This window comes from Stenotrophomonas sp. ATCM1_4 (assembly GCF_004348115.1).
GTDB lineage: Bacteria > Pseudomonadota > Gammaproteobacteria > Xanthomonadales > Xanthomonadaceae > Stenotrophomonas > Stenotrophomonas capsici.
Window position 1 is genome coordinate 2109593 of record NZ_QPFB01000001.1, and the last position, 24011, is coordinate 2133603.

Annotated in this window: 17 protein-coding genes, 1 tRNA gene and 1 pseudogene; all 19 read right to left on the reverse strand. The window is 65.4% G+C overall.

The window, feature by feature from the left end; genetic code table 11:
* Window positions 1–2: 2 nt before the first annotated feature.
* Window positions 3–668, reverse strand: a complete 666-nt coding sequence (locus tag ATCM_RS09705; protein WP_132864329.1) for a MotA/TolQ/ExbB proton channel family protein — start codon at window positions 666–668, stop codon at window positions 3–5.
* Window positions 562–3071, reverse strand: a pseudogene (locus tag ATCM_RS09710) (DNA internalization-related competence protein ComEC/Rec2). The gene ATCM_RS09705 and the pseudogene ATCM_RS09710 overlap by 107 nt, the downstream one beginning before the upstream one ends.
* 185 nt (window positions 3072–3256) lie before the next feature.
* The gene (gene pnp, locus ATCM_RS09715; RefSeq protein WP_132864331.1) at window positions 3257–5365 is read right to left on the reverse strand and encodes a polyribonucleotide nucleotidyltransferase; all 2109 of its coding nucleotides are present in this window, start codon (window positions 5363–5365) and stop codon (window positions 3257–3259) included.
* Window positions 5366–5511: 146 nt separating this feature from the next.
* Entirely contained in the window at window positions 5512–5772 is a 261-nt protein-coding gene (gene rpsO, locus ATCM_RS09720; RefSeq protein ID WP_132864332.1) for a 30S ribosomal protein S15, read from the reverse strand.
* 173 nt (window positions 5773–5945) lie between these two features.
* The gene (gene truB, locus ATCM_RS09725; RefSeq protein ID WP_132864333.1) at window positions 5946–6857 is read right to left on the reverse strand and encodes a tRNA pseudouridine(55) synthase TruB; all 912 of its coding nucleotides are present in this window, start codon (window positions 6855–6857) and stop codon (window positions 5946–5948) included.
* Window positions 6858–6966: 109 nt separating this feature from the next.
* Entirely contained in the window at window positions 6967–7341 is a 375-nt protein-coding gene (gene rbfA / locus ATCM_RS09730) for a 30S ribosome-binding factor RbfA (RefSeq protein WP_132864334.1), read from the reverse strand.
* 76 nt (window positions 7342–7417) lie between these two features.
* The gene (gene infB, locus ATCM_RS09735) at window positions 7418–10063 is read right to left on the reverse strand and encodes a translation initiation factor IF-2 (RefSeq protein ID WP_132864335.1); all 2646 of its coding nucleotides are present in this window, start codon (window positions 10061–10063) and stop codon (window positions 7418–7420) included.
* A gap of 95 nt (window positions 10064–10158) precedes the next feature.
* Window positions 10159–11670 (reverse strand): transcription termination factor NusA, encoded by a 1512-nt coding sequence (gene nusA, locus ATCM_RS09740; protein WP_132864336.1) that lies wholly within the window; start codon window positions 11668–11670, stop codon window positions 10159–10161.
* A 4-nt stretch (window positions 11671–11674) separates the two neighbouring features.
* The gene (rimP, locus tag ATCM_RS09745) at window positions 11675–12265 is read right to left on the reverse strand and encodes a ribosome maturation factor RimP (protein WP_132864337.1); all 591 of its coding nucleotides are present in this window, start codon (window positions 12263–12265) and stop codon (window positions 11675–11677) included.
* A gap of 196 nt (window positions 12266–12461) precedes the next feature.
* A tRNA-Met gene (locus ATCM_RS09750) sits at window positions 12462–12538 on the reverse strand.
* 211 nt (window positions 12539–12749) lie between these two features.
* Complete coding sequence (nuoN, locus tag ATCM_RS09755; protein WP_132864338.1) at window positions 12750–14210, reverse strand: NADH-quinone oxidoreductase subunit NuoN; 1461 nt, start codon at window positions 14208–14210, stop codon at window positions 12750–12752.
* A 36-nt stretch (window positions 14211–14246) separates the two neighbouring features.
* Entirely contained in the window at window positions 14247–15758 is a 1512-nt protein-coding gene (locus ATCM_RS09760) for an NADH-quinone oxidoreductase subunit M (protein WP_132864339.1), read from the reverse strand.
* A 19-nt stretch (window positions 15759–15777) separates the two neighbouring features.
* Window positions 15778–17886, reverse strand: coding sequence for an NADH-quinone oxidoreductase subunit L (gene nuoL / locus ATCM_RS09765; protein ID WP_132864340.1), 2109 nt, complete (start codon window positions 17884–17886; stop codon window positions 15778–15780).
* Between the two features lie 6 nt (window positions 17887–17892).
* On the reverse strand, window positions 17893–18198 hold the full coding sequence (nuoK, locus tag ATCM_RS09770) for an NADH-quinone oxidoreductase subunit NuoK (RefSeq protein ID WP_132864341.1): 306 nt from the start codon (window positions 18196–18198) through the stop codon (window positions 17893–17895).
* Window positions 18195–18848 carry an NADH-quinone oxidoreductase subunit J gene (locus ATCM_RS09775; RefSeq protein WP_132864342.1) on the reverse strand — a complete coding sequence of 218 codons (654 nt, stop codon included), beginning with the start codon at window positions 18846–18848 and terminating at the stop codon, window positions 18195–18197. Before ATCM_RS09775 ends, nuoK begins: the two co-directional genes overlap by 4 nt.
* Window positions 18849–18857: 9 nt before the next feature.
* Window positions 18858–19346, reverse strand: coding sequence for an NADH-quinone oxidoreductase subunit NuoI (nuoI, locus tag ATCM_RS09780; RefSeq protein ID WP_132864343.1), 489 nt, complete (start codon window positions 19344–19346; stop codon window positions 18858–18860).
* 3 nt (window positions 19347–19349) lie between these two features.
* Window positions 19350–20444, reverse strand: a complete 1095-nt coding sequence (nuoH, locus tag ATCM_RS09785) for an NADH-quinone oxidoreductase subunit NuoH (protein ID WP_132864344.1) — start codon at window positions 20442–20444, stop codon at window positions 19350–19352.
* Window positions 20441–22675, reverse strand: coding sequence for an NADH-quinone oxidoreductase subunit NuoG (gene nuoG / locus ATCM_RS09790; RefSeq protein WP_132864345.1), 2235 nt, complete (start codon window positions 22673–22675; stop codon window positions 20441–20443). Before nuoG ends, nuoH begins: the two co-directional genes overlap by 4 nt.
* A complete protein-coding gene (nuoF, locus tag ATCM_RS09795) occupies window positions 22672–24009 on the reverse strand; it encodes an NADH-quinone oxidoreductase subunit NuoF (RefSeq protein WP_132864346.1) in 1338 nt (445 codons plus the stop codon). Before nuoF ends, nuoG begins: the two co-directional genes overlap by 4 nt.
* Between the last annotated feature and the right edge of the window lie 2 nt (window positions 24010–24011).

Sequence of the window (24011 nt, forward strand, 5' to 3'; positions counted from 1 at the left end):
GCTCAGGCCTTTGCGGTCGCGGCAGGCTTCTGTGCGGCCACGCCCTTGGCCGCCGCCATCACCGCCGGTCGGCCATCAAGCGAATCCAGCAAGGCGCTGGCTTCCTGCTCCATCTCGATCACGTAGCCGTCGATGCGGCCACGGAAGTAGCGGTGGAACATCAATGCCGGGATCGCCACGACCATGCCGGTCGCGGTGCACACCAGCGCCTTGCCGATGCCGCCAGCGAGCTGGTTCACGTCACCCACGCCATGGTCGAGGATGCCCAGGAACATCTGGATCATGCCGATCACCGTGCCGAGCAGGCCCAGCAGCGGACCGGCCGAGGCAATGGTGCCCAGGGCATTGAGGAAGCGGCCCATCCGATGCACCAGGTGACGGCCGGTGTCCTCGATGCGCTCACGGATCTGCTCACGCGGCCGGTTGCGCGCTTCCAGCGCGGCCGCCAACAGGGCACCCAGCGGGGAATTGGCGCGCAGCGAGGCGATGTGCGAGGCGTCGAGCTTGCCGCGCGCGGCCCAGTTGCGGACCTCCTCACCCAGGCCGGGCGGCAGCACTTCGTTACGCCGCAGGCTCCAGAAACGCTCCAGGACTATCGCCAAAGCCAGCACACCCAACAGCAGCAGCGGCAGCATCGGCCAGCCGCCAGCCTTGACCAGTTCCCACACGTTTCAACCCTCCGGCTCGATGGCCGCCTGTTTGCTGGTCGATAGGATAGCAGCCGCCCGCGCCCGCTCCGCGGCATCCCAGCCACGTGAGCGCCAGATCCGCCTTTCACGAAGCTGGATACCCCCTTTCCCAAGCCACACCCGCACCGCGCCACTGCCTGCGGTTTCCAGCAGTTCAGCCCCGCTGCGTTGCCAGCGCTCGCGCACGTCCGCACGTGGATGACCGAACCGGTTGGCGTGCCCGGCCGATACCACGGCCAAGCGCGCGCCGGTGGCGGCAATGAACGCCCGCGTCGACGACCCGCCACTGCCGTGGTGTGGCACCAGCACCACATCGGCCCGCACCGCGCGCGGCGAGCGCCTGACCAGCCCCTGTTCGATCACCGCACCGATGTCGCCGGTCAGCAGGGCCACGCCGTAGGGACCGCCAACCCGCAACACGCAGCTGGACTCATTGCGCAGGTAGGGGAAGCCGGCGGCAGGATGCAGGAACTCGAACTGCACCCCGTCCCACCACCACTGCTGGCCTGCCTCGCAAGGTGCCGTTTCCGCCCCGTGCATGCCCGGCGGCCCCAGCAACGGCACTCCCGGCATCTCCGCCTGCACCGCCGCCGCCCCGCCGGCATGGTCATGATCACCATGGCTGAGCACCAACCGGTCCAGCCGACGCACACCCAATGCCCGCAATGCTGGCACCACCACCCGCTCGCCAGCGTCGAAGCCATCGCGCACGGCCGGCCCGGCGTCGTACAGCAGGGCATGCGCACGGCTGCGCACCAGCACCGACAGCCCCTGGCCGACATCCAGCACCACGATCTCGAACTCACCGTCGCCGGGCAGCTCACGCCACGGCAGCAACAGGGGCAACCACAGCAGCAGTGCCAGTCCACGCCCCGGCACGCCGCGCGGCAACAGCATCCAGAGTGCCCCCAACAACGCCAGCGGCAGTGCGAACCACGCCGGCTCAGGCAGCGACCACAGCGACAGGCGGCTATCGGCCAGGGTTTCGAACAACGGCCAAGACAGATCAAAACACCACGCCGACGCCCGCCACGGCAGCGCACCGGCCCCGGTCCAGACCGCCTCGGCGGCTGTTCCCAGCAGTGCCAACGGCACCACGACCAGGCTCCACCACGGGATGGCGACCAGATTGGCCAATGGCCCCACGGCCGAGGCCTGGCCGAACAGCAGGACGGTCAGCGGCAACAGCCCCAGCGTCGCCACCCATTGCGCCGACAAAAATCCCCGCAGCCAGTGCAGCCGCTCCGGCAGGCATGCGGCCAACAGCGCCACGCCGGCGAAGCTCAGCCAGAATCCGGCCACCAGTACCGACAAGGGATCCACCGACAGCACGGCCAACGCGGTCAGCCCCAGGCTTCCGGTCACACTGACCGGACGACGCCACAGCCGGGCCAGCACGATCACCCCGATCATCAGCACCGTCCGTACCGTCGGCAACGCGAAGCCCGCTGCCGCTGCATAGACCAGTGCCACGAGGAAGGCTCCGATGGCCGCCGCCTGCAGCCGCGGCAACCAGCGTCCCAGGCCAGGCAGCAACCACCACATCCCGGCGACCAGCCATGCGCCGCAGACCGCGACCATGCCGACGTGGAATCCGGAGATCGCGATCAAGTGGGTCAGGCCGGTCGCGCGCAGGCGCTGCCAATCCAGTTCACCCAGGCCGCGCGTATCACCCAACGCCAGTGCCTGGACATAGCGCGCGGACCCGGCCCCTACGCTGCCGGCGATACGGTCACTGACCGCCTCACGCCATGCCTGCAACCCCGTGCCCGTGGCCAACCGCCGCGGCGCAGGCTTTACGCGCACCACACCGTTGGCCACCAGCCGCAAGGCCAGCGCATGCCGTTCGGCGTCGAATCCGCCAGGGTTGCTCAAGCCCCGCGGCGCACGCAGCCGGACCTGCAACTGCCACCTCTCCCCCGCCCGCAGCTCCAGCCGCCTCCCCGGCGAGGAAGCACCGAACGGGTCGTACCATGCCAGCTGGAGGCGCTGCCCACGCAGCACGGCCGGCTGGGCAACGTCGTCGTCCACGCGGAAATGGAACCGGGTGCGGCGCACCTCATGCTCGGGCAGGCTGACTACCTCGCCGCGCACCAGGAACTCCCGCCCCTCCATGGTGGCGGGCAACTGTGCCTGCAGACCGCTGCCCATCTGCACCCCCATCCAGCCCACGCCGGCCAGCAATGCCCCCGACCAACGGCGGCCCCGCAGGCGCCACCAGCCCAGCAGCCCGACCAGCAGCGCCAGCCAGCCCAGGGGCGGTGGCAACAGTGCCGGCGCCCAGGCCACCGCGCAGACCCCCAGCAGGAAGCCCGCCGCCACGGCCTTGCCCAGGACCGGCACGCCCTCGCGCCCGGACGCCTCTTCGGCCACGTTGTCCATGCCTTCGCCCCGCCACCATCCCAGAGCGCATGCTGTTCCGCGGCCCGATGCATCCCAATCGGCCAAACCGGGCCATCACGGTCGGGCGAACCCGGGGAACGCCGTGCAGACCCGTCGTCCACTTTCCTGCAGGCAAAAGAAAAGCGGGCACAAGGCCCGCCTTCCTTCAGCGCAACACCGCGACCTTACTCGGCCGGGGTGCCCTCGCCTTCTTCCACGGCCTTCATCGACAGGCGGATACGGCCCTGCTTGTCGACTTCCAGCACCTTGACCTTGACCACATCGCCTTCCTTCAGCTTGTCGCCGACCTTCTCGACGCGCTCGCTGGAGATCTGCGACACGTGGACCAGGCCGTCCTTGCCCGGCAGGATCGTGACGAACGCACCGAAGTCCATGATCTTGGCGACCTTGCCTTCGTAGATGCGGCCCGGCTCGACGTCCGAGGTGATCTGCTCGATGCGGGCCTTGGCGGCCTGGGCGGCGGCATTGTTCACCGAGGCGATGGTGATAGTGCCGTCGTCCTGGATGTCGATCTGGGTGCCGGTTTCCTTGGTGATGGCCTGGATGGTCGAGCCACCCTTGCCGATCACTTCGCGGATCTTGTCCGGGTGGATCTTGATGGTCAGCAGGCGCGGCGCGTAGTCCGACAGCTCGGCACGCGGGGCGGTCAGCGCATGGGCCATTTCGCCCAGGATGTGCAGGCGGCCGGCCTTGGCCTGTTCCAGCGCCTTCTTCATGATCTCTTCGGTGATGCCTTCGATCTTGATGTCCATCTGCAGCGCAGAGACACCTTCCGAAGTACCGGCCACCTTGAAGTCCATGTCGCCCAGGTGATCTTCGTCACCCAGGATGTCCGACAGCACGACGAAGTTGTCGCCTTCCTTCACCAGGCCCATGGCGATACCCGCCACCGGAGCCTTCACCGGCACGCCGGCGTCCATCAGGGCCAGCGACGAACCGCAGACCGAGGCCATCGACGAGGAACCGTTGGATTCGGTGATTTCCGACACCACGCGGATGGTGTACGGGAACTCTTCCAGGGTCGGCATCACGGCCAGCACGCCGCGCTTGGCCAGACGGCCGTGGCCGATCTCGCGGCGCTTCGGCGCGCCGAAACGGCCGCACTCACCCACCGAGTAGGGCGGGAAGTTGTAATGGAACAGGAAGTTTTCCTTGTACTCACCGGCGACGGCGTCGATGACCTGGCCGTCACGGGCGGTGCCCAGCGTGGTGACCACGATGGCCTGGGTCTCGCCGCGGGTGAACAGCGCCGAGCCGTGGGTGCGCGGCATCACGCCGGCCTTCACGGTGATCGGGCGCACGGTGTCCAGTGCACGGCCGTCGATGCGGACCTTGGTGGCCAGCACCGAGTCACGCATGGTGTGGTATTCCAGCTCGCCGAATTCCTTCGACAGCTCGGCCGGGTTCCAGCCTTCGGCGGCAACGCGGCCGGCCAGCGACTCGAGCACGTCCTTCTTGATCGCGGCGATGGCGTCGCGGCGCTGCAGCTTGTCGCGCACCTGGAAGGCTTCGCCCAGCTTGCCACCAACGGCTTCCTGCAGCGCGCTGATCAGCGCGGTGTTCTTGGCCGGGGCAACCCAGTCGCTCGGCTTGGTGCCGGCTTCGACGGTCAGCTCGTTGATCGCGTTGATGACCTTCTGCATTTCGCGGTGACCGAAGGTCACGGCGCCCAGCATCACTTCCTCGGACAGCAGCGCGGCTTCGGATTCGACCATCAGCACGGCATTGGCGGTACCCGCGACCACCAGCTCCAGCTGCGATTCCTTCAGCTCCGACACGGTCGGGTTGAGGATGTACTGGCCGTCCTTGTAACCGACCTTGGCGGCGCCGATCGGACCCTTGAACGGGGTGCCGGCCAGCGACAGCGCCGCCGAGGCACCGATCAGGGCGGCGATGTCACCGTCCACTTCCGGGTTCAGCGACATCACCGTGGCGATGATCTGGACTTCGTTCTTGTAGTCTTCCGGGAACAGCGGGCGGATCGGGCGGTCGATCAGGCGCGAGATCAGCGTTTCCTTCTCGGTCGCACGGCCTTCGCGCTTGAAGAAGCCACCCGGGATACGGCCACCGGCGTAGAACTTTTCCTGGTAGTCGACGGTCAGCGGAAAGAAGTCCTGGCCTTCGCGCGCGCTCTTGGCGGCGACGGCAGTGACCAGCAACACGGTGTCGTCCATCTTGACGATGACGGCGCCGCTTGCCTGACGGGCGATTTCGCCGGTCTCAAGCGTGACGGTGTGTTTGCCGTACTGGAAGGTTTTGGTGATTTTTGCCACGGGGAATCCTTGAAATGCTTCATCAGATGGACCGCTGACGACCCTTGCCGTCATCGGGTGGCCGGGCGGGTCCGGCCGATCTACTGCGATTTTGAAACTGCAAAAACAAAACCGCGGCGCATCGCTGCGCCGCGGCGGGAAGTCTATTAGCGGCGCAGGCCGAGCTTTTCAATCAGCGCCTTGTAGCGCTCGACGTCCTTCTTCTTCAGGTAGTCGAGCAGGCTGCGGCGGCGGTTGACCATCTGCAGCAGGCCACGGCGGCTGTGGTGGTCCTTCTTGTGTTCCTTGAAGTGGCCGGTCAGCAGTTCGATGCGGGCGGTCAGCAGGGCCACCTGGACTTCCGGCGAACCGGTGTCGTTGGTGCCGCGGGCGTTGGCTTCAATAACCTTCTGGGTGTCGATCGACATTTCGTGTTTTCTCTTGGATGCGTGGCCGGCAGGAACGTACTGGACGCACCGCGCAGCTCGCCGATTGATAGAACCCCGGCCGACGGCCGGAGGGTGCCCCTACAAGGGCCGCAAAATTGTAACGACCTCAACCATTTGCCACAAGGCGCGTCAGGGTTCGGCGCCTGTCCCATTCAGAGATTGAACCGGCGCTGCGGTGCCAGGCGGCCGTCGGACTCCACCTGGCCCAGTCCCAGCGGAGCACCTTCCGCCCCGAAAACCGCCACCAGCCCGACCGGCCAGGCCGGATTGCGCAGACGCTGACCCATGCAGAACCGGGCCGCCTGCCCCTCATCCAGATCAACCCGGCCAAAGTGGACCAGCCCGTCCTGGATCGGAAGCAGCCATTGCAGCAGCGCCGCCTCATCGCCGCTCTCGGCCACTTCCCGCAGCGCATCCAGCCCGATCATCCGCGGCGACAGGAACGGCTCCACCCACAGGCGGCGCAGCGCGGTGATGTGCGCCCCGCAGCCCAGCAGTTCGCCCAGATCCCTGGCAATGCTGCGGATATAGGTGCCCGAACCACAGGTCACGCGCAGCGACAGCTGCTCGCTCTCCTGCGCCAGCACCTCGATGGCCTGTACGTGGACTTCCCGCTCCGGGGCCTCGATGGCATCCCCGCGCCGGGCCTTCACATACAACGGCTCCCCGCCCTGCTTGAGCGCGGAATAGATCGGGGCGCGCTGGCGGATATGCCCGGTCAGGGTCGCCAGCGCCGCGTCCAGTGCCTGTCGGGGGATGGCCGGCACCGGGCGCTCACGCAGCACGACCCCGTCGGCATCGTCGGTATCGGTGGTACGCCCCAGCGCGATCTGAGCGTCGTAGGCCTTGGCCGAGCCCAGCAGCAGCCCGGCAATCTTGGTCGCCTCGCCGAAGCACAACGGCAGCAGGCCGGTGGCCAGCGGGTCCAGGCTGCCGGTATGCCCCCCCTTCTCGGCACGGAACAGGCGGCGCGCCACCTGCAGCGCGGTGTTGGAGCTCATGCCGGCGGGCTTGTCGAGCAGGACGATGCCATCCAGGCGACGGAATGAAATACGGGGACGCATGCAACACCCTACTCGGGCCGGCACGGCAATGCCGGACGGGAATCAGGAAATCATCGGCGCCGTGCGTGGCGCCGGCCAGATATGACAACAGCCCTTGCGGGCTGCTGCTTCACTCTTCGTCGGAGCTCGACGGCGGATGTTTGTCCGACAGGTCGCGCAGCAGGTTGTCGATGCGCTCGCCGCGGTCCACCGAGTCGTCGTAGTGGAAATGCAGCTCCGGCACGTGCCGCAGCTTCATTGCCCGGGCCAGCGCCATGCGCAGCTCCACCGACAGCTCACGCAGGCCCTTCACCGCCTCGGCCGAGCGTTCCGGCATCAGTGCGGTGACGAACACCTTGGCATGGGCCATGTCGCGGGTGACCTCCACGTCCGAGACGCTGACCGATGGCAGCCCGTGCTCACGCACGGCGGCATGCACCAGCGTGCCCAGATCACGACGGATCTGCGCGGAAACTCGGTCGGTACGGTGGAAAGTCTTTGGCACGTTTTCTGGCTCGTTTGAATATTGCGTTGATGAAGCGGGACCGGCCCGCCATGGGGCGGACCGGTCCGTGGTGCGATTACAGCGTACGCGGCACTTCGATGCGCTCGAAGCATTCGATCTGGTCGCCGGCCTTCACATCGTTGTAGGCCTTCACGCCGATACCGCATTCGGTACCGTTGCGAACCTCCTCGACGTTCTCCTTGAAGCGGCGCAGCGATTCCAGTTCGCCCTCGAACACCACCACGCTGTCGCGCAGCACGCGGATCGGCTTGTTCCGCTTGACCACGCCCTCGACCACCATGCAGCCGGCGATCGCGCCCAGCTTCGAGCTGCGGAACACGTCGCGGACCTCGGCGATACCGATGATCTCTTCGCGGATTTCCACGCCGAGCAGACCGGAGGCCACCTGCTTCACCTGGTCGATCACGTCATAGATGATCGAGAAGTAACGCAGGTCCACGCCATTGGATTCAATGATGCGACGGGCCGAAGCATCCGCACGCACGTTGAAGCCGATCACGGTGGCCTTGGAAGCGGCGGCCGAATTGGCGTCCGACTCGGTGATGCCGCCCACGCCGGAGTGGATCACGTTGATGCGGATGTCGTCGTTGGACAGGCCCACCAGCGACTGGCTCAGTGCCTGCACCGAACCCTGGACATCGGCCTTGATCAGCAGGTTCAACACCTGCTGGCCTTCGCCCTTGCCCAGCTGCGCCATGATGTCTTCCATGCGGCTGCCCGCGGTGGCGACCAGACGCGATTCACGGCGCTTGGTCTCACGCTGCTGGGCGACATCCTTGGCCAGGCGCTCGTCTTCAACGACGACAAAATCATCGCCCGCTTCCGGCACGCCGGACAGACCCAGCACCTGCACCGGGATCGACGGGCCGGCTTCGGCCACCTGGCGACCGGTCTCGTCGAACAGCGCACGCACGCGGCCGTACTGGATGCCGCACACCAGGTAGTCACCCTTCTTGAGCTGACCCTGCTGCACCAGCACCGTCGCGACCGGGCCACGGCCCTTGTCCAGCGAGGACTCGATTACCACGCCCGCCGCGCGGCCTTCGGCCACGGCCTTCAGCTCAAGCAGTTCGGCCTGGATCGAAATCGCGTCCAGCAGGTCATCAATGCCCTGGCCGGTCTTGGCGGAGATTTCCACCATCTGCGTATCGCCACCGAAGTCTTCGGCCACGACCTGCTCGGCGAGCAGTTCGTTCTTGACCCGCATCGGGTCGGCCGAGGACTTGTCCATCTTGTTGATCGCCACCACGATCGGCGCGTTGGCGGCACGGGCGTGCTGGATGGCTTCCTTGGTCTGCGGCATGACGCCGTCGTCGGCGGCTACGACCACCACCACCACGTCGGTCAGCTGCGCGCCACGGGCACGCATCGAGGTGAACGCGGCATGGCCCGGGGTATCCAGGAAGCTGATCACGCCCTTCGGCGTATCCACGTGGTAGGCACCGATGTGCTGGGTGATGCCACCGGCTTCGCCATTGGCGACCTTGGTGCGGCGGATGTAATCCAGCAGCGAGGTCTTGCCGTGGTCGACGTGGCCCATGATGGTGACCACCGGCGGACGCGGCACGGCGTCGCCCTGGTCGGCATCGGTGATGGCCAGCAGTGCGTCTTCGGCATCGTTGGTGTCCGCGCGCACGGCCTTGTGGCCGAGCTCTTCGGTCACCAGCACGGCGGTGTCGTGGTCGATGGACTGGGTGATGGTGGCCATCACGCCCATCTTGAACAACGCCTTGACCACTTCGCCGCCCTTCAGGGCCAGCTTCTGCGCCAGATCGGCAACGGTAACGGTCTCGCCGATGGCGATCTCGCGCACGACCGGTGCGGTCGGACGCTCGAAGCCATGGCTGCCACCGCCGCCACGCGACTGTTCATTGCCACGACGGCCCTGCGGCGCACGGCTGCCCGGGCGACCACGCGAATTATTGTTGTTGCTGTTGCCGCGACGCGCACGGTCCGATGCCGACAGGTGCAGCTGGCCACCGAAACGGTTGCCGCCATCGTTGTCCGCGCCCTGCGTGCCACGTGCCTTGCCCGGCTTGGCATGCGACGACGGTGCGCGATCCTCGCGGATCGGCGCACGCGGTGCAGCCGGTGCCGCGGCATGACGCGGCGCCTTGGCCACCGGCTCGCTTGCTGCCTCGGTCGCCGCCGGCTTTGCAAGCTTGGCCTTGGCCGCTTCTTCGGCGGCGATGCGCTCGGCTTCGATACGCTGGCGCTCGGCGTCCTCGGCCGCCTTCTGGCGGGCGATTTCCTCGTCGCGGGCACGGTCCTTCTCGGCCAGCATGCGCTGCTCGTCGAGATTGCGCTGACGCGATTCCTCGAGCTTGCGCAGGATTTCGGCGCGCTCCTCGTCCGGCGTCATCGCAGGCTTGCCACCTTCCGGCTTGACGTAGGTACGCTTCTGGCGCACCTCGACGTTGACCGTGGTCTTGCTGCGACCGGCATTGACCGTCACTTCCTGGTGCTTGCGACGGGCCAGGGTGATCTTCTTCGGGGCGCCTTCGGCACCCTCGTCGGCGGGCGACTCATCCTTGCCGTGCGAACGGCGGAGGAATCCCAGAAGCTTCACTTTCTCGGTGCTGGTCACGACCTGGTCGGGACCGCTGAACTTCATGCCGGCCTGGGCCAGCTGCTCCAGCAGTTTCTCGACCGGCGTGTTGACCAGTTCGGCGAGCTTGCGGATGGTGGTTTGCTGCGACATTCGGATCCTATGATCTTGTTGGCGCCCCCTCGACACGAACGAAGGCAGCGCGGAGTCTACGCCCTGAGCGGCTCAGGGCACTGTTCATCGCTGGCTCATTCGCCGCGCTCCAGGCGGGCGATCTCCTCGGCGCGGGCGGCGAGGACCAGCGCTGCGGCGCGCTCAAGATCCATACCCTCGATACCGAACTCCAGGATCTCGTCGGCAGCCAGGTCCGACAGATCCTCACTCGTACGCACGCCATGACCGGCCAGCGCGTACGCGGTTGCTTCATCCATGCCCTTCAATGCCAGCAGGTCATCCGCAGGCACGCCGCCCTCGGCGCCCTCTTCCACGGCCAGCGCCTCGTTGAGCAGCGCGTCGCGGGCGCGGGCACGCAGTTCCTCGACGATGTCCTCGTCGAAGCCTTCCACGGCCAGCAGCTCGCCGACCGGCACGTACGCGATTTCTTCCACGGTGCCGAAACCTTCGGACACCAGGATGCCGGCAATTTCCTCGTCCACTTCCAGCTTGTCCATGAACAGCTGACGGGCGACGGCCTGCTCGGCCTCGGACTTGGCGGTCACCTGGTCCTGGGTCATCACATTCAGCTGCCAACCGGTCAGACGGCTGGCCAGACGCACGTTCTGGCCGCCCTTGCCGATAGCCTGGGCCAGGCGGTCTTCGGCCACGGCCAGGTCCATCGAATGCTTCTCTTCATCGACGATGATCGACTGCACTTCGGCAGGCGCCATCGCATTGATGACGAAGTTGGCCGGGTTCTCGTTCCACAGCACGATGTCCACGCGCTCGCCATTGAGCTCGTTGGACACGGCCTGGACGCGCGAACCGCGCATGCCGATGCAGGCGCCGATCGGATCGGTGCGGCTGTCATGGGCCAGCACGGCAATCTTGGCACGGTCGCCCGGGTCGCGGGCACAGGCCTTGATTTCCACCAGGCCCTGGCCGACTTCCGGCACCTCGAGTTTGAACAGCTCGATCATGAATTCCGGGGCAGCGCGGCTGATGAACAGCTGCGGACCACGCGGCTCCGAACGCACTTCGGCCAGGTAACCGCGCACGCGGTCGCCGGCGCGCAGCACGTCGCGCGGGATGCCCTTGTCCTTCGGGATGAAGGCCTCGGCGTTGCCGCCCAGGTCCACGTAGATGTTGCCGCGCTCGGCACGCTTGACCACGCCGGTGACCAGCTCGCCGACGCGATCCTTCCATGCATCGACCACCTGCTGGCGCTCGGCCTCGCGCACGCGCTGCACGATGACCTGCTTGGCGGCCTGGGCGGCGATGCGGCCGAAATCCGGGTTCTCGATCTGTTCTTCGATGTAGTCACCGATCTCGACGCCATCGGCCTCGTCGATCGCGTCCATCATGCGGATCTGGCGGTCCGGCGATTCCATCACCACGTCGTCGGCGACCACTTCCCAGCGACGGAAGGTCTCGTAGCTGCCGTCCTTCTGGTTGATCGACACGCGCGCCAGCACGTCCTGGTCGATGTAACGCTTCTTCGCCGCGGAGGCGAGCGCTGCTTCGATCGCGTCGAAAATCACTTCGCGCGGCACGCCCTTCTCGTTGGCGACTGCGTCAACTACCAGCAAAAGTTCCTTGCTCATCGGCTCACTCCGCGCGCGGCTTTTTGGCCGCCGTTTCGTTATTGGATTTGTTCTTGGCCTTGTCGCCCTTCTTCGGGGCCGGGCCGGCGGGTTTGGTCGGCGCCAGGCCCAGTGCGGCCCAGTCCGGAATGATGCGTGCCTTGTCGATGTTGTCGAACGCGGCCACGAACGGCTTGCCGTCGACGATGAACGTCACGGTGCCCTGCGCGTGGTCCACCGCGGCGATCTCGCCCTGCAGGCGGCGGCGGCTCTCCTGCGGCAGCTTCAGGCCGACCTTGGCGGACTGGCCAAGCTGCTGCTCGAACTGTTCCAGCGTGAACAACGGACGGTCCACGCCCGGCGAGGAGACTTCCAGCGTGTAGTTGCCGCTGATCGGGTCTTCCACGTCCAGTTGCGCCGACACTTCGCGGCTGACCCGCTCGCAGTCGTCGACATTGACCATGCGCTCGGGCTGTTCGGCCAGCGGCACGTCGATGTACAGGCGCAGGGTTGCACCGCCGGGGGCCGGCAGATACTCGGCGCCCAACAAATCGAGCCCCAGCGCTTGCACGGTGGGGCCCAGCAGATTCGCGATTTCAGTAGCCTTGTCGCTCACAGCCTGCCTTGGTTCGGTAAATGGGGACTGGTACCACCCAGCCGGGATTTTCCGTTGTCCGGAAACAACAAAGGACCCTATTGGGCCCTTTGTCCGGTTGAAATCCGGTGACTGGATTCCGGTTGCAAGAACGGAAGCAAACGTTCTTGCGAGCCCAGACTTTGGCTTCAATCGACATTGTCGCAGAAACCGAAGCTGGTAGCGGGGGCAGGATTTGAACCTGCGACCTTCGGGTTATGAGCCCGACGAGCTGCCAGACTGCTCCACCCCGCAGCAGAAGCGGAATTATGAAGTAACTTGGATCAGATTGCAACCCTTATTTACTTCACTTGTTTCTCCGATCTTCCGGAGAAACCCGAGGAATTGACTCCCCGGCGAACCACCTTCCGGTGATTCCGGCAGCGCCGCGTCGCGTTGCTGCCGTCAAATCAGGATGTGAATATTACACGATTCACATCTTTGTGTAACTGTTTTTTGAAAATTATTACGACAAATGTGCAAATGCCGTGCGCATCCACTGCAGGATCGGCCCCAGGCCCAGCGGCAGGAACAGCAGCAGGACCGAATTCACGCCCAGCACGATGCCCAGGATGCGGTCGTTGTTGCGCGGCAGCGCCTCGCCCACCGGCTCATCGAAGTACATGACCTTGATGACACGCAGGTAGTAGAAGCAACCGATCACCGCGCAGATCACGCCGACCATGGCCAGCCACAGCAGGTCGCCGTTGATTGCAGCACCCAGCACCGCCAGCTTGGTCCAGAAACCCAGGAACGGCGGGATACCGGCCAGCGACGCCATGATGCACAGGACCAGACCGGCCATCCACGGGCTGCGGGCATTCAGGCCCTTGAAGTCCTCGATGTTCTCGGCCTCGAAGCCGGCACGCGACAGCGCGATGATCGCGCCGAACGAAGCCGTCGACATGATGGCGTAAGCCACCGCGTAAAACATCGCGGCCGAATAGCCCTGCTCGCCACCACCGGCAACGCCCATCAGCAGGAAGCCGATGTGGGAGACCGTGGAGTAGGCCAGCATGCGCTTGAGGTTGGTCTGCGCGATAGCCATCAGGTTGCCGACGATCAGCGACAGCGCGGCCAGGCCGGCCAGCACATACTGCAGTTCGGTCGACAATGGGCCCACGCCCATTTCCAGCAGGCGGTAAGCCATGCCGAACGCGGCCAGCTTCGGTGCCGAGCTGATGAACAGCGCGATCGGCGCCGGGGCGCCCTGGTACACGTCCGGCAGCCACATGTGGAACGGCGCGGCGCCCAGCTTGAAGGCAACGCCGGCGACCATGAACACCGCGCCGGTCAGCAACAGCAGGCGCTCGTCGGAATGGGCGATGGCGCCGTGGATGACGTCCAGGTGCAGCGAGCCGGTGGCGCCATAGATCAGCGACATGCCGTACAACAGCAGGCCCGAGGCCAGCGAACCCAGCACGATGTACTTCATGCCGGCTTCGGCGGCGAGCTTGTTCTCGCGGTTGCTGGCAACCAGCGCATACGAACACAGCGCCAGCAGCTCCAGGCCCAGGTAGACCATCAGCAGGCTGCCGGCCGACACCAGGATCATCATGCCGGCGGTGGCGAACAGGATCAGCACCGGGATCTCGCCCTGGTACAGGTTACGTTCGCGCAGGTAGCTCCAGCCGTAGATCAGGCTCAGGCCACTGACCAGCACCACCACCGTCTTCATGATGTCGGCGGCGTTGTCGCGGATGAACATGCCATGGAACACCTCACCCTGCCCGCCCACGCCACCCAGCAGCAGGCCGAAGGCGACGGCCAGCACGGCCACCGAGATGAAGTGGGTCCAGACCTTGTGCCGGTTGCTGATGAACAGATCGAGGATCAGCAGGGCAAAGGCGCCACCAATCACCACCAGTTCTGGCAGCAACGGCGGGAGGTCGGCGGTGGTCAACGGCAGAAGCGTCGGCGTTGTCATCATCAAATCCTGGAATCAATACTCTCGACGGGCCGCTTACAGCAGCTTGCTCGATGCGATCTGCATCGCCAGCTTGGCGATGGACGGCTCCATCAGGTCGGTCAGCGGCTTGGGATAGAAGCCCAGCACCAGCGTGCCGACGGCGAACACACCCAACACCAGCCATTCACGACCGTTGATGTCCTTCAGTTCGGCCACATGGGCATTGCCCACCTCGCCGAAGAACACGCGCTTGTACAGCCACAGCGAGTACGCGGCGCTGATGATCAGCGTGGTCGCCGCACCCAGTGCCACCAGCGGGTTCCACTGGAAGGACGCCAGCACGATCATGAATTCACCCACGAAGCCGCTGGTACCCGGCAGGCCCGAGTTGGCCATGAAGAACAGCAACGCGAAGGTGGCGAACCACGGCATCACGTTGACCACGCCGCCGTAATCGGCGATGCGGCGGCTGTGCATGCGGTCGTACAGCACGCCCACGCAGGAGAACATCGCACCGGACACGAAGCCGTGCGAGATCATCTGCACCATGGCGCCCTGCAGGCCCAGGCGGGCGGCGTCGGCGTTGCCGGCCTCACGCACCAGCCACAGCGCGGTGAACGTGCCGAGGGTGACGAAACCCATGTGTGCGACCGACGAATAGGCGATCAGCTTCTTCATGTCGTCCTGCACCATCGCGACCAGGCCGACGTAGATCACCGCCACCAGCGACAGCGCGATCACCAGCCATGCCCACTCGGCGCTGGCGTCCGGCACGATCGGCAGGTTGAAGCGCAGGAAGCCGTAGCCACCGATCTTCAGCGCGATGGCAGCCAGGATCACCGAACCGGCGGTCGGCGCTTCCACGTGCGCATCCGGCAGCCAGGTGTGCACCGGGAACATCGGCACCTTGACCGCGAAGGCGATCAGGAAGGCGAAGAAGATCCACGTCTGTTCCTTGGCCGACAGCTGCAGCTGGTACAGGTCGGCCAGCTGGAAGCTGCCGCCCTTCAGGTACAGGTAGATCAGCGCCACCAGCATCAGCACCGAGCCGAGGAAGGTGTACAGGAAGAACTTCATGGCCGCGTAGATGCGACGCGGGCCGCCCCAGACGCCGATGATCAGGAACATCGGGATCAGCATGGCTTCGAAGAACACGTAGAACAGCATCGCGTCGGTGGCGGCGAAGATGCCGACCGTGACGCCTTCCAGGATCAGGAAGGCGGCGACGTACTGGTTCACGCGCTTGTCGACCACGCCCCAGGCGCCGATCAGGGCCAGCACGCCGACCAGGGTGGTCAGCAGCACCAGCGCGATGGCGATGCCATCGACGGCGAGGTTGTAGCCGATACCGAAGGCCGGGATCCACGGATGCTGCTCGACGAACTGCATCACGTCGGCGCCGCCGCGGTCATAGCCGCTGAGCAGGCCGAGGCTCAACAGGAAGGTGAGCAATGCCACCGCCAGCGACGCCCAACGGGCGGCCTGGGCGTTGCGCACGGCGAGGATCAACGCACCGCCGATGATCGGCAGCCAGATGAGAACACTAAGTAGGGGCCAGTTCGACACGTCTTCTATTCCGTACAGGTCAACGCCAGAAATGCATCAGCAGGCCCAGCAGGGCAATCAGGCCGATGATCATCGCGAAGGCGTAGTGGTAGAGGAAACCGGATTGGGTGCGGCGCAGCAGGTTGGCAGCCAGGTCGACCAGACGGGCCGAACCATTCACCGCCACACCGTCGACGACCGTGCTGTCCACGGCACGGGCGGCCTTGCCGAGCTGCACACCACCGCCGGCAAAGCCGTCGATCCAGAGCTTGTCGAAGCCGTACTTGTTTTCCAGCACCGAAACCAGCGGTGCCAGGTTCTTGCGCGCCTGACCGGCCAGTTCCGGCTTCCAGACGTAGAACACCCACGCCAGGATGAAGCCCGCAACCGTCAGCCAGAACGCCGGCATCATCATGCCGTGCAGCGCGTAGGCCACCGAGCCGTGCCAGAACTCCTTGCCCACGGCGGCGATGGTGTCGCGTGCCGGGTCGTAGAAATCGACGATGCCGGTAAAGAACGACATGGCCTGGCCCGGCACGCCACCCTCGGCGGCATGACCCTCCCAGCCGGTGCCGAACAGCATCGGGCCAATGGTGAAGAAGCCGATCAGGATGGACGGGATGGCCAGCAGGATCAGCGGCACCGTCACCACCAACGGCGACTCGTGCGGCTCGTGGGCGCCGTGACCGTGGTGGTCATCGTGGCCATGGCCGTGATGGCCGTGGTCATCGTGCGCGTCACGGAAGCGCTCCTTGCCGAAGAAGGTCAGGAACAGCAGGCGGAAGCTGTAGAAGCTGGTGACGATCACGCCACCAAGCACCGCCCAGTAGCCATACGTGGCCACCCAGCTGGACGAATGCTGCGCGTGGTGCGCGGCGGCTTCGATGATGGTGTCCTTGGAGTAGAAGCCCGCGAAGAACGGGGTGCCGACCAGGGCCAGCGTACCGATCCACATGGTGATGTGGGTGATCGGCATGTACTTGCGCAGGCCGCCCATCTTCAGCATGTTCTGCTCGTGGTGCATGCCGATGATCACCGAGCCGGCACCCAGGAACAGCAGCGCCTTGAAGAAGGCGTGGGTCATCAGGTGGAACACGGCGCCCGAGTAGGCGGACACGCCCAGGGCAACGGTCATGTAGCCCAGCTGCGACAGCGTCGAGTAGGCAACCACGCGCTTGATGTCGCTCTGCACGATGCCGATCAGGCCGGTGAAGAAGGCCGTGGTCGCACCGATGAACAGGATGAAGTCCAGCGCGGTCTGCGACAGCTCGAACAGCGGCGACATGCGGGTGACCATGAAGATGCCCGCGGTCACCATCGTCGCAGCATGGATCAGCGCCGAGATCGGGGTCGGGCCCTCCATCGAGTCCGGCAGCCACACGTGCAGCGGCACCTGGGCCGACTTGCCCATCGCGCCGATGAACAGGCAGATGCAGATCACGGTGGCGATCGACCACTGGTGGTCACCGATCAGCTGCACCATGGCATGGCCGGTGGCATCGGTACCCAGCACGGTGCCGGCATTGGCGAACACGGTGGCGTAGTCCAGCGTCCCGAACGCCCACAGGATGCCGCCGATGCCCAGCAGGAAGCCGAAGTCACCGACGCGGTTGACCAGGAAGGCCTTCATGTTGGCGAAGATGGCGCTGGGCTTCTTGAAGTAGAAGCCGATCAGCAGGTACGACACCAGACCCACCGCTTCCCAGCCGAAGAACAGCTGCAGGAAGTTGTTGCTCATCACCAGCGTGAACATCGAGAAGGTGAACAGCGAGATGTAGCTGAAGAAGCGCTGGTAGCCGTCGTCCTCGGACATGTAGCCGATGGAGTAGATGTGCACCAGCAGCGATACGAAGCTCACCACCACCATCATCATGGCGGTCATGCGATCGATCATGAAGCCGACGTGGGCCGCGTACTGGCCGACCTCGAAGAAGGTGTAGATGTTCTGGTTGAACGGCTGCGCCCCACCCCACAGCAGCTGGTACAGCGTGTGTGCGGACAGCACGAAGCTGATCGCCACGCCGAGGATGGTGATGTATTGGGCGCCCTTGCGCCCGACCTGGCGTCCGAAGAGGCCGGCGATGATGCTGCCGAACAGTGGTGCGAGCACCACTGCGATCAACAGACTCTTGGAGAGAGTGATTTCCATCTCGGATCAGCCCTTCAGCGAATCAACTTCGCCCACGTTGATGGTGTGGCGAGTACGGAACAAGGTCACCAGGATCGCGAGGCCGATTGCAGCTTCGGCTGCGGCCACGGTCAGGATGAAGAACACGAACAGCTGGCCGGCGGTACCGCCCAGCTCACGCGAGAAGGCGATGAAGTTGATGTTGACCGACAGCAGCATCAGTTCGATCGACATCAGCAGCACGATGATGTTCTTCCGGTTCAGGAAGATGCCGGCGACGGAGATGCAGAACATCACCGCGCCCAGCGCGAGCATATGGCCCAGGGAAATCATGGCTTGGCCTCCTCGCCACCTTCGTTGTTCGCTTGCACCTGCACCACCGGCTTCTCGGCAGCCATCTTGACGATGCGCAGGCGATCTTTTGCCTTGACCATGGTCTGCTCGGTCGGGCTCTGCGTCTTCAGGCCCTGACGGCGGCGCAGGGTCAGCATCACGGCTGCCACCACGGCGACGGTCAGGATCACTGCGGCGAACTCGAACGGCAGCAGGTATTCGGTGAACAGGCTGCGCGCCAGCCAAGTGATGTTGGAGGTGTCCGCGGCGACCGCGGCGGCGTTGTCCACGGGGAACGGCGCCATGCGGGCCTTGATGCCGATCAGGGTCAGCATCTGCACCAGCATCACCACCGCGACCACCAGGCCCACCGGCAGGTAGCGCACCCAGCCTTCACGCAGGTTGGTGGTATCGATGTCCAGCATCATCACCACGAACAGGAACAACACCATCACCGCACCGACGTACACCAGCACCAGCGTGACGCCCAGGAACTCGGCCCCCACCAGCAGCCACACGCAGGCCACCGAGAAGAAGGTCAGGATCAGGCACAGCACGGCATACACCGGGTTGCGCACGCTAATCACCGACGCGGCCGAAATGCCCGCGATGATCGAGAAGAACCAGAAAGCGATATTTACCCAATCCATCTCGAGACCTCAGCGGAAAGCAGCGTCGGCGGCGCGGCGCTCGGCGATTTCGGTTTCAAGCCGATCGCCGATGGCCAGCAGCTGCGGCTTGGTGATGATGTTTTCGCCACGCTTCTCGAAGTGGTACTCGAGAATGTGGGTCTCGACGATCGAGTCCACCGGGCAGCTTTCCTCGCAGAAGCCGCAGAAGATGCACTTGAACAGATCGATCTCGTAACGCGTGGTGCGGCGGGTGCCGTCCTCGCGCTTGGCCGAGTCGATGGTGATGGCCAGCGCCGGGCACACCGCTTCGCACAGCTTGCAGGCGATGCAGCGCTCTTCACCGTTGGGATAACGGCGCAGGGCGTGCAGGCCGCGGAAGCGCGGCGACTGCGGGAACTTCTCCATCGGGTACAGCACGGTGTACTTGGGCTTGAACGTGTACTTCAACGTCAGCCACAGGCCTCCGAGCAGCTCCAGGAGCAGCAGGCTCTTGAAATAGTGGGTGATCTTATTCATGAATCAAACGCCCTTCTGGATCACGCCGTAGAACACCATCAGTGCCGTCACCGCGATCCAGAAAATGGTCAGCGGGATGAACACCTTCCAACCCAGACGCATGATCTGGTCGTAACGGAAACGCGGGAAGCTGGCACGGAACCAGATGTAGGCGCTGGCGAAGAACAGCACCTTGAGCAGCAGCCACGGCCAGCCACCGTCCCAGATCCAGTTGATCCACGGCGATACATCGCCGCTGACCCAACCCTGCAGCGGGCTCAGCCAGCCACCCAGGAAGAAGATCGAGATCAGGAAGCTGACCAGGATCATGTTGGCGTATTCGGCCAGGAAGAACAGCGCGAACGCACCGCCGGAGTACTCGACCATGTGGCCGGCGACGATTTCCGACTCGCCTTCCACCACATCGAACGGCGCGCGGTTGGTCTCGGCGACGCCGGACACCCAGTACACGACGAACAGCGGCAGCAGCGGCAGCAGGAACCAGTCGAACAGACCCGAATCACCCTTCTGCGCCAGCACGATGTCGGTCAGGTTCAGGCTGCCGGCGGCGATCATCACGCCGACCAATGCGAAGCCCATCGCGATTTCGTAGCTGACCACCTGGGCGGCCGAACGCATCGCACCGAGGAAGGCGTACTTCGAGTTGGACGCCCAACCGGCCAGGATCACGCCGTACACGCCCAGCGAGGTCATCGCCAGCAGGTACAGCAGGCCGACGTTGGCGTTGGACAGCACCAGCTTGTAGTCGAAGGGCACCACCGCCCACGCCGCGAACGACGGCGCCAGCACGATCAGCGGCGCGATGACGTACATCGCCTTGTGCGCGCTGGCCGGAGCGATGATTTCCTTGAACAGCAGCTTGGTGACGTCAGCGAAGGCCTGCAGCAGGCCGCCGAGGCCCACGTACATGGGCCCGTGGCGGACGTGCATCCAGCCGATCAGCTTGCGCTCCCACAACACGTAGAACGCCACCGAGATGATCACCGGCATCGCGATGAGCAGGATCTTCAGCACCGTCCACAGGACGATGCCGATGTCGCCCAGGGCGAGGAACCACTGGTGCAGCGGGTCGACCGCGTTCAACAGCAACTCGTTCATGCAGCCACCACCGTTACACGTGCGGCACCCAGCGGCGCGGTCGCGCCGTGGCCCGATTCAATCCAAACCGTACCGGCGGCGACGCGCGCGTCGACCACCACCGGCAGCGTGGCACGACCGGCATCATTGCCGACCTTTGCCATCTGGCCCTCGCCCAGCGACAGGCGCGCGGCATCGTCGGCATTGAGCACGATGCGCGGGTCGGTGTTGAGCGGATGTGCCTGCAGTGCCTGGGCACGGCGGACGACGGCATCGGTGCGGTAGATGGCCGGGGTCGAAGCGACCTCCAGGCCCTCGCCCGCCACCTGCGGCTGCGCCGAAGCGGCCACCTTGACCGACACCGGCGCGATGCTCGCGCGCAGGCCGACCAGATCGGTGAAGCCAAAACCGGCCAATTGCATGTCACCGCCCAGCGCACGCAGCACGCGCCAGCCCTCGCGGGCCTCGCCCTGCAGCTTGCCACCGGCACGGGCGACCTGCTCGCGGCCGTCGAGGTTGGTCAGCGTGCCGTCGACCTCCGGCAGCGCGCCGATCGGCAGGATCAGGTCGGCGACGTCGCGGGTCGAGGCACAGGCGTACTGGCTGAAGGACACCACCTTGGCACCGGCCAGCGCCTTGCGGGCGGCGTTGGTGTCGGCGAAGTCTAGGCCCGGCTCGATGCCGTACAGCACGTAGGCCTTGCGCGGCTGCGCCAGCATCGCGTTGACGTCCTTGCCGGCCGGCAGCACGCCGACGCGCGACAGGCCAACGGCATTGGCGCCCTGCGGGATGCGGCACAGCTTGGCGCCGGTGGCGGCGGCGAATGCACTGGCGGCCGAACGGATCGCGGCGGCCTGCGGGTGATTCTCGGCAATCGCACCGACGATGATGACGGTGTTGGCACCGCCCTTCACCGCATCGACCAGCTGTGCGTTGCCCAACGCCTCGACGAATCGCGACGGGGCGACGATCTGCTTGCCGGCCAGCTTGAAGGCGAAGTCGAACTCCACCGGGTTGACCGCGAAGATCTGCGCGCCACGCTGGGTCTGCGCCTTGCGCAGGCGGGCATGCAGCAGCGGCAGTTCGTGGCGGATGTTGCTACCCAGCACGACGATGCGGTCGGCGTTCTCGATGTCGGCCAGCGAGGCGCCGAACACTTCGGCAACCGGCGCGTCGGAGAAGTCCCGGTTGTTGATGCGGTGGTCGATGTTGTTCGAACCCAGGCCGGCGGCCAGACGAGCCAGCAGCGCGCCTTCCTCGTTGGAGGTCGACGGATGCACCAGCACGCCGAGGTCGTCACCACGGTTGGCGTCAAGGATCTCGCGGGCGGCGGCCAGGCCTTCGGCCCAGCTCACTTCCTTCCACTCGCCGTTGACCTTCTGCAGCGGCTTGATCGCACGATCAGCGGCATACAGGCCCTGGTGCGAGTAACGATCGCGGTCGGACAGCCAGCACTCGTTGACCAGCTCGTTGTCACGCGGCACCGCGCGCAGCACTTCGCCGCGGCGCACATGCAGGAACAGGTTCGAGCCCATCGCGTCGTGGTAACCCAGCGACTCGCGCGCGGTCAGCTCCCACGGGCGTGCCTTGAACTGGAACACCTTGTTGGTCAGCGCGCCAACCGGGCACACGTCGATGACGTTGCCGGACAGCTCGGTGGTCAGCGGCTTGCCGTCGTAGGTGCCGATCTGCAGGTTCTCGCCGCGCGACATGCCACCCAGCTCGTAGGTGCCCGCCACTTCGGCGGTGAAGCGCACGCAGCGGGTGCACTGGATGCAGCGGGTCATCTCGGTGGCGACCAGCGGACCCATGTCCTCGTCGGCCACCACGCGCTTGCGCTCGTTGAAGCGGCTGACCGAACGGCCGTAGCCCAGCGAGACGTCCTGCAGCTCGCACTCACCGCCCTGGTCGCAGATCGGGCAGTCCAGCGGGTGGTTGATGAGCAGGAACTCCATCACCGAACGCTGGTACTTGAGTGCCTTCTCGTTGCGGGTCTGGATCTTCATGCCATCCATGACCGGGGTCGCGCACGCCGGCGACGGCTTGGGCGACTTTTCAACGTCGACCAGGCACATGCGGCAGTTGGCGGCGATCGGCAGCTTCTCGTGGTAGCAGAAGCGCGGGATCGGGATGCCGGCCTTGTCGGCGGCCTGGATGATCATCGAACCCTTGGGCACGACCAGCGCCTGGCCATCGATCTCGATCGAGACGTGGTCCGGCGGCACGTTTGGATTTACCGGTTGCGCGCTCATGCGGCAGCAGCCTCCACCTTCTTGCCGTCAACCATCGAATGACCGTTGACGATGTAGTACTCGAATTCGTCCCAGAACTGGCGCAGGAAACCCTGGATTGGCCATGCCGCCGCTTCACCGAACGCGCAGATGGTGTGGCCTTCGATCTGGCCGGCCACCGTCTTGAGCTGGTGCAGGTCGTCCATCGTGGCCTGGCCGGCGACGATGCGCTCCAGCACGCGGTGCATCCAGCCGGTGCCTTCACGGCACGGGGTGCACTGGCCGCAGGATTCCTTGTGGAAGAACTGGCTGATGCGGCAGGCGAACTTGACGCAGCACACGCTGTCATCCAGCACCACGATCGCACCCGAACCCAGGCCGGAGCCCAGCGCACGGATGGTGTCGTAGTCCATCGGCAGGTCCTTGAGTTGCTCGGCGGTCAGCACCGGCATCGAGACACCACCCGGGATCGCCGCCTTCAGCTTGCGGCCCGGGCGCAGGCCACCGGCCATTTCCAGCAGCGTGTCGAACGTGGTGCCCAGCGGCACTTCGAAGTTGCCGCCCTTGGTGACGCAACCGGAGACCGAGAAGCACTTCGGGCCGCCGTTGTTGGTCAGGCTCAGGCCCTTGAACCACTCCGGACCGTTGCGGATGATCGCCGGCACCGAGCCGTAGGTCTCGGTGTTGTTGATCGTCGACGGCTTGCCGTACAGGCCGAAGTTGGCCGGGAACGGCGGCTTGTAGCGCGGCTGGCCCTTCTTGCCTTCCAGCGATTCCATCAGCGCGGTTTCTTCGCCGCAGATATAGGCGCCGGCGCCCAGCGCACCGTAGATGTCGATGTCCACGCCGCTGCCCAGCACGTTCTTGCCCAGCCAGCCATGCTTGTAGGCATCGGCCAGGGCCTGCTCGAAGTGCTCGAACGGCTCGTGGTGGAACTCACCACGCAGGTAGTTGTAGCCCACGGTGGAACCGGTGGCGTAGCAGGCGATGGCCATGCCCTCCACCACCGAGTGCGGGTTGTAGCGCAGGATGTCGCGGTCCTTGCAGGTGCCCGGCTCGGATTCGTCCGAGTTGCAGAGGATGTACTTCTGCACGTCGCCCTTGGGCATGAAGGACCACTTCAGGCCGGTCGGGAAGCCCGCGCCGCCGCGGCCACGCAGGCCGGACTGCTTGACCATCTCGATCACGTCGGCCGGCGGGATCTTCTCTTCGAGGATCTTGCGCAGCGCGGCGTAACCGCCGGTCTTGAGGTAGCTCTCGTACGACCACGGGGTGTCGTAGTGCAGCGTGGTGTAAACCACGTTGTGCGGAAGCGGCGCCGGTCCGACCGGGCCCTTGGATTCGTGGTGTGCCATGC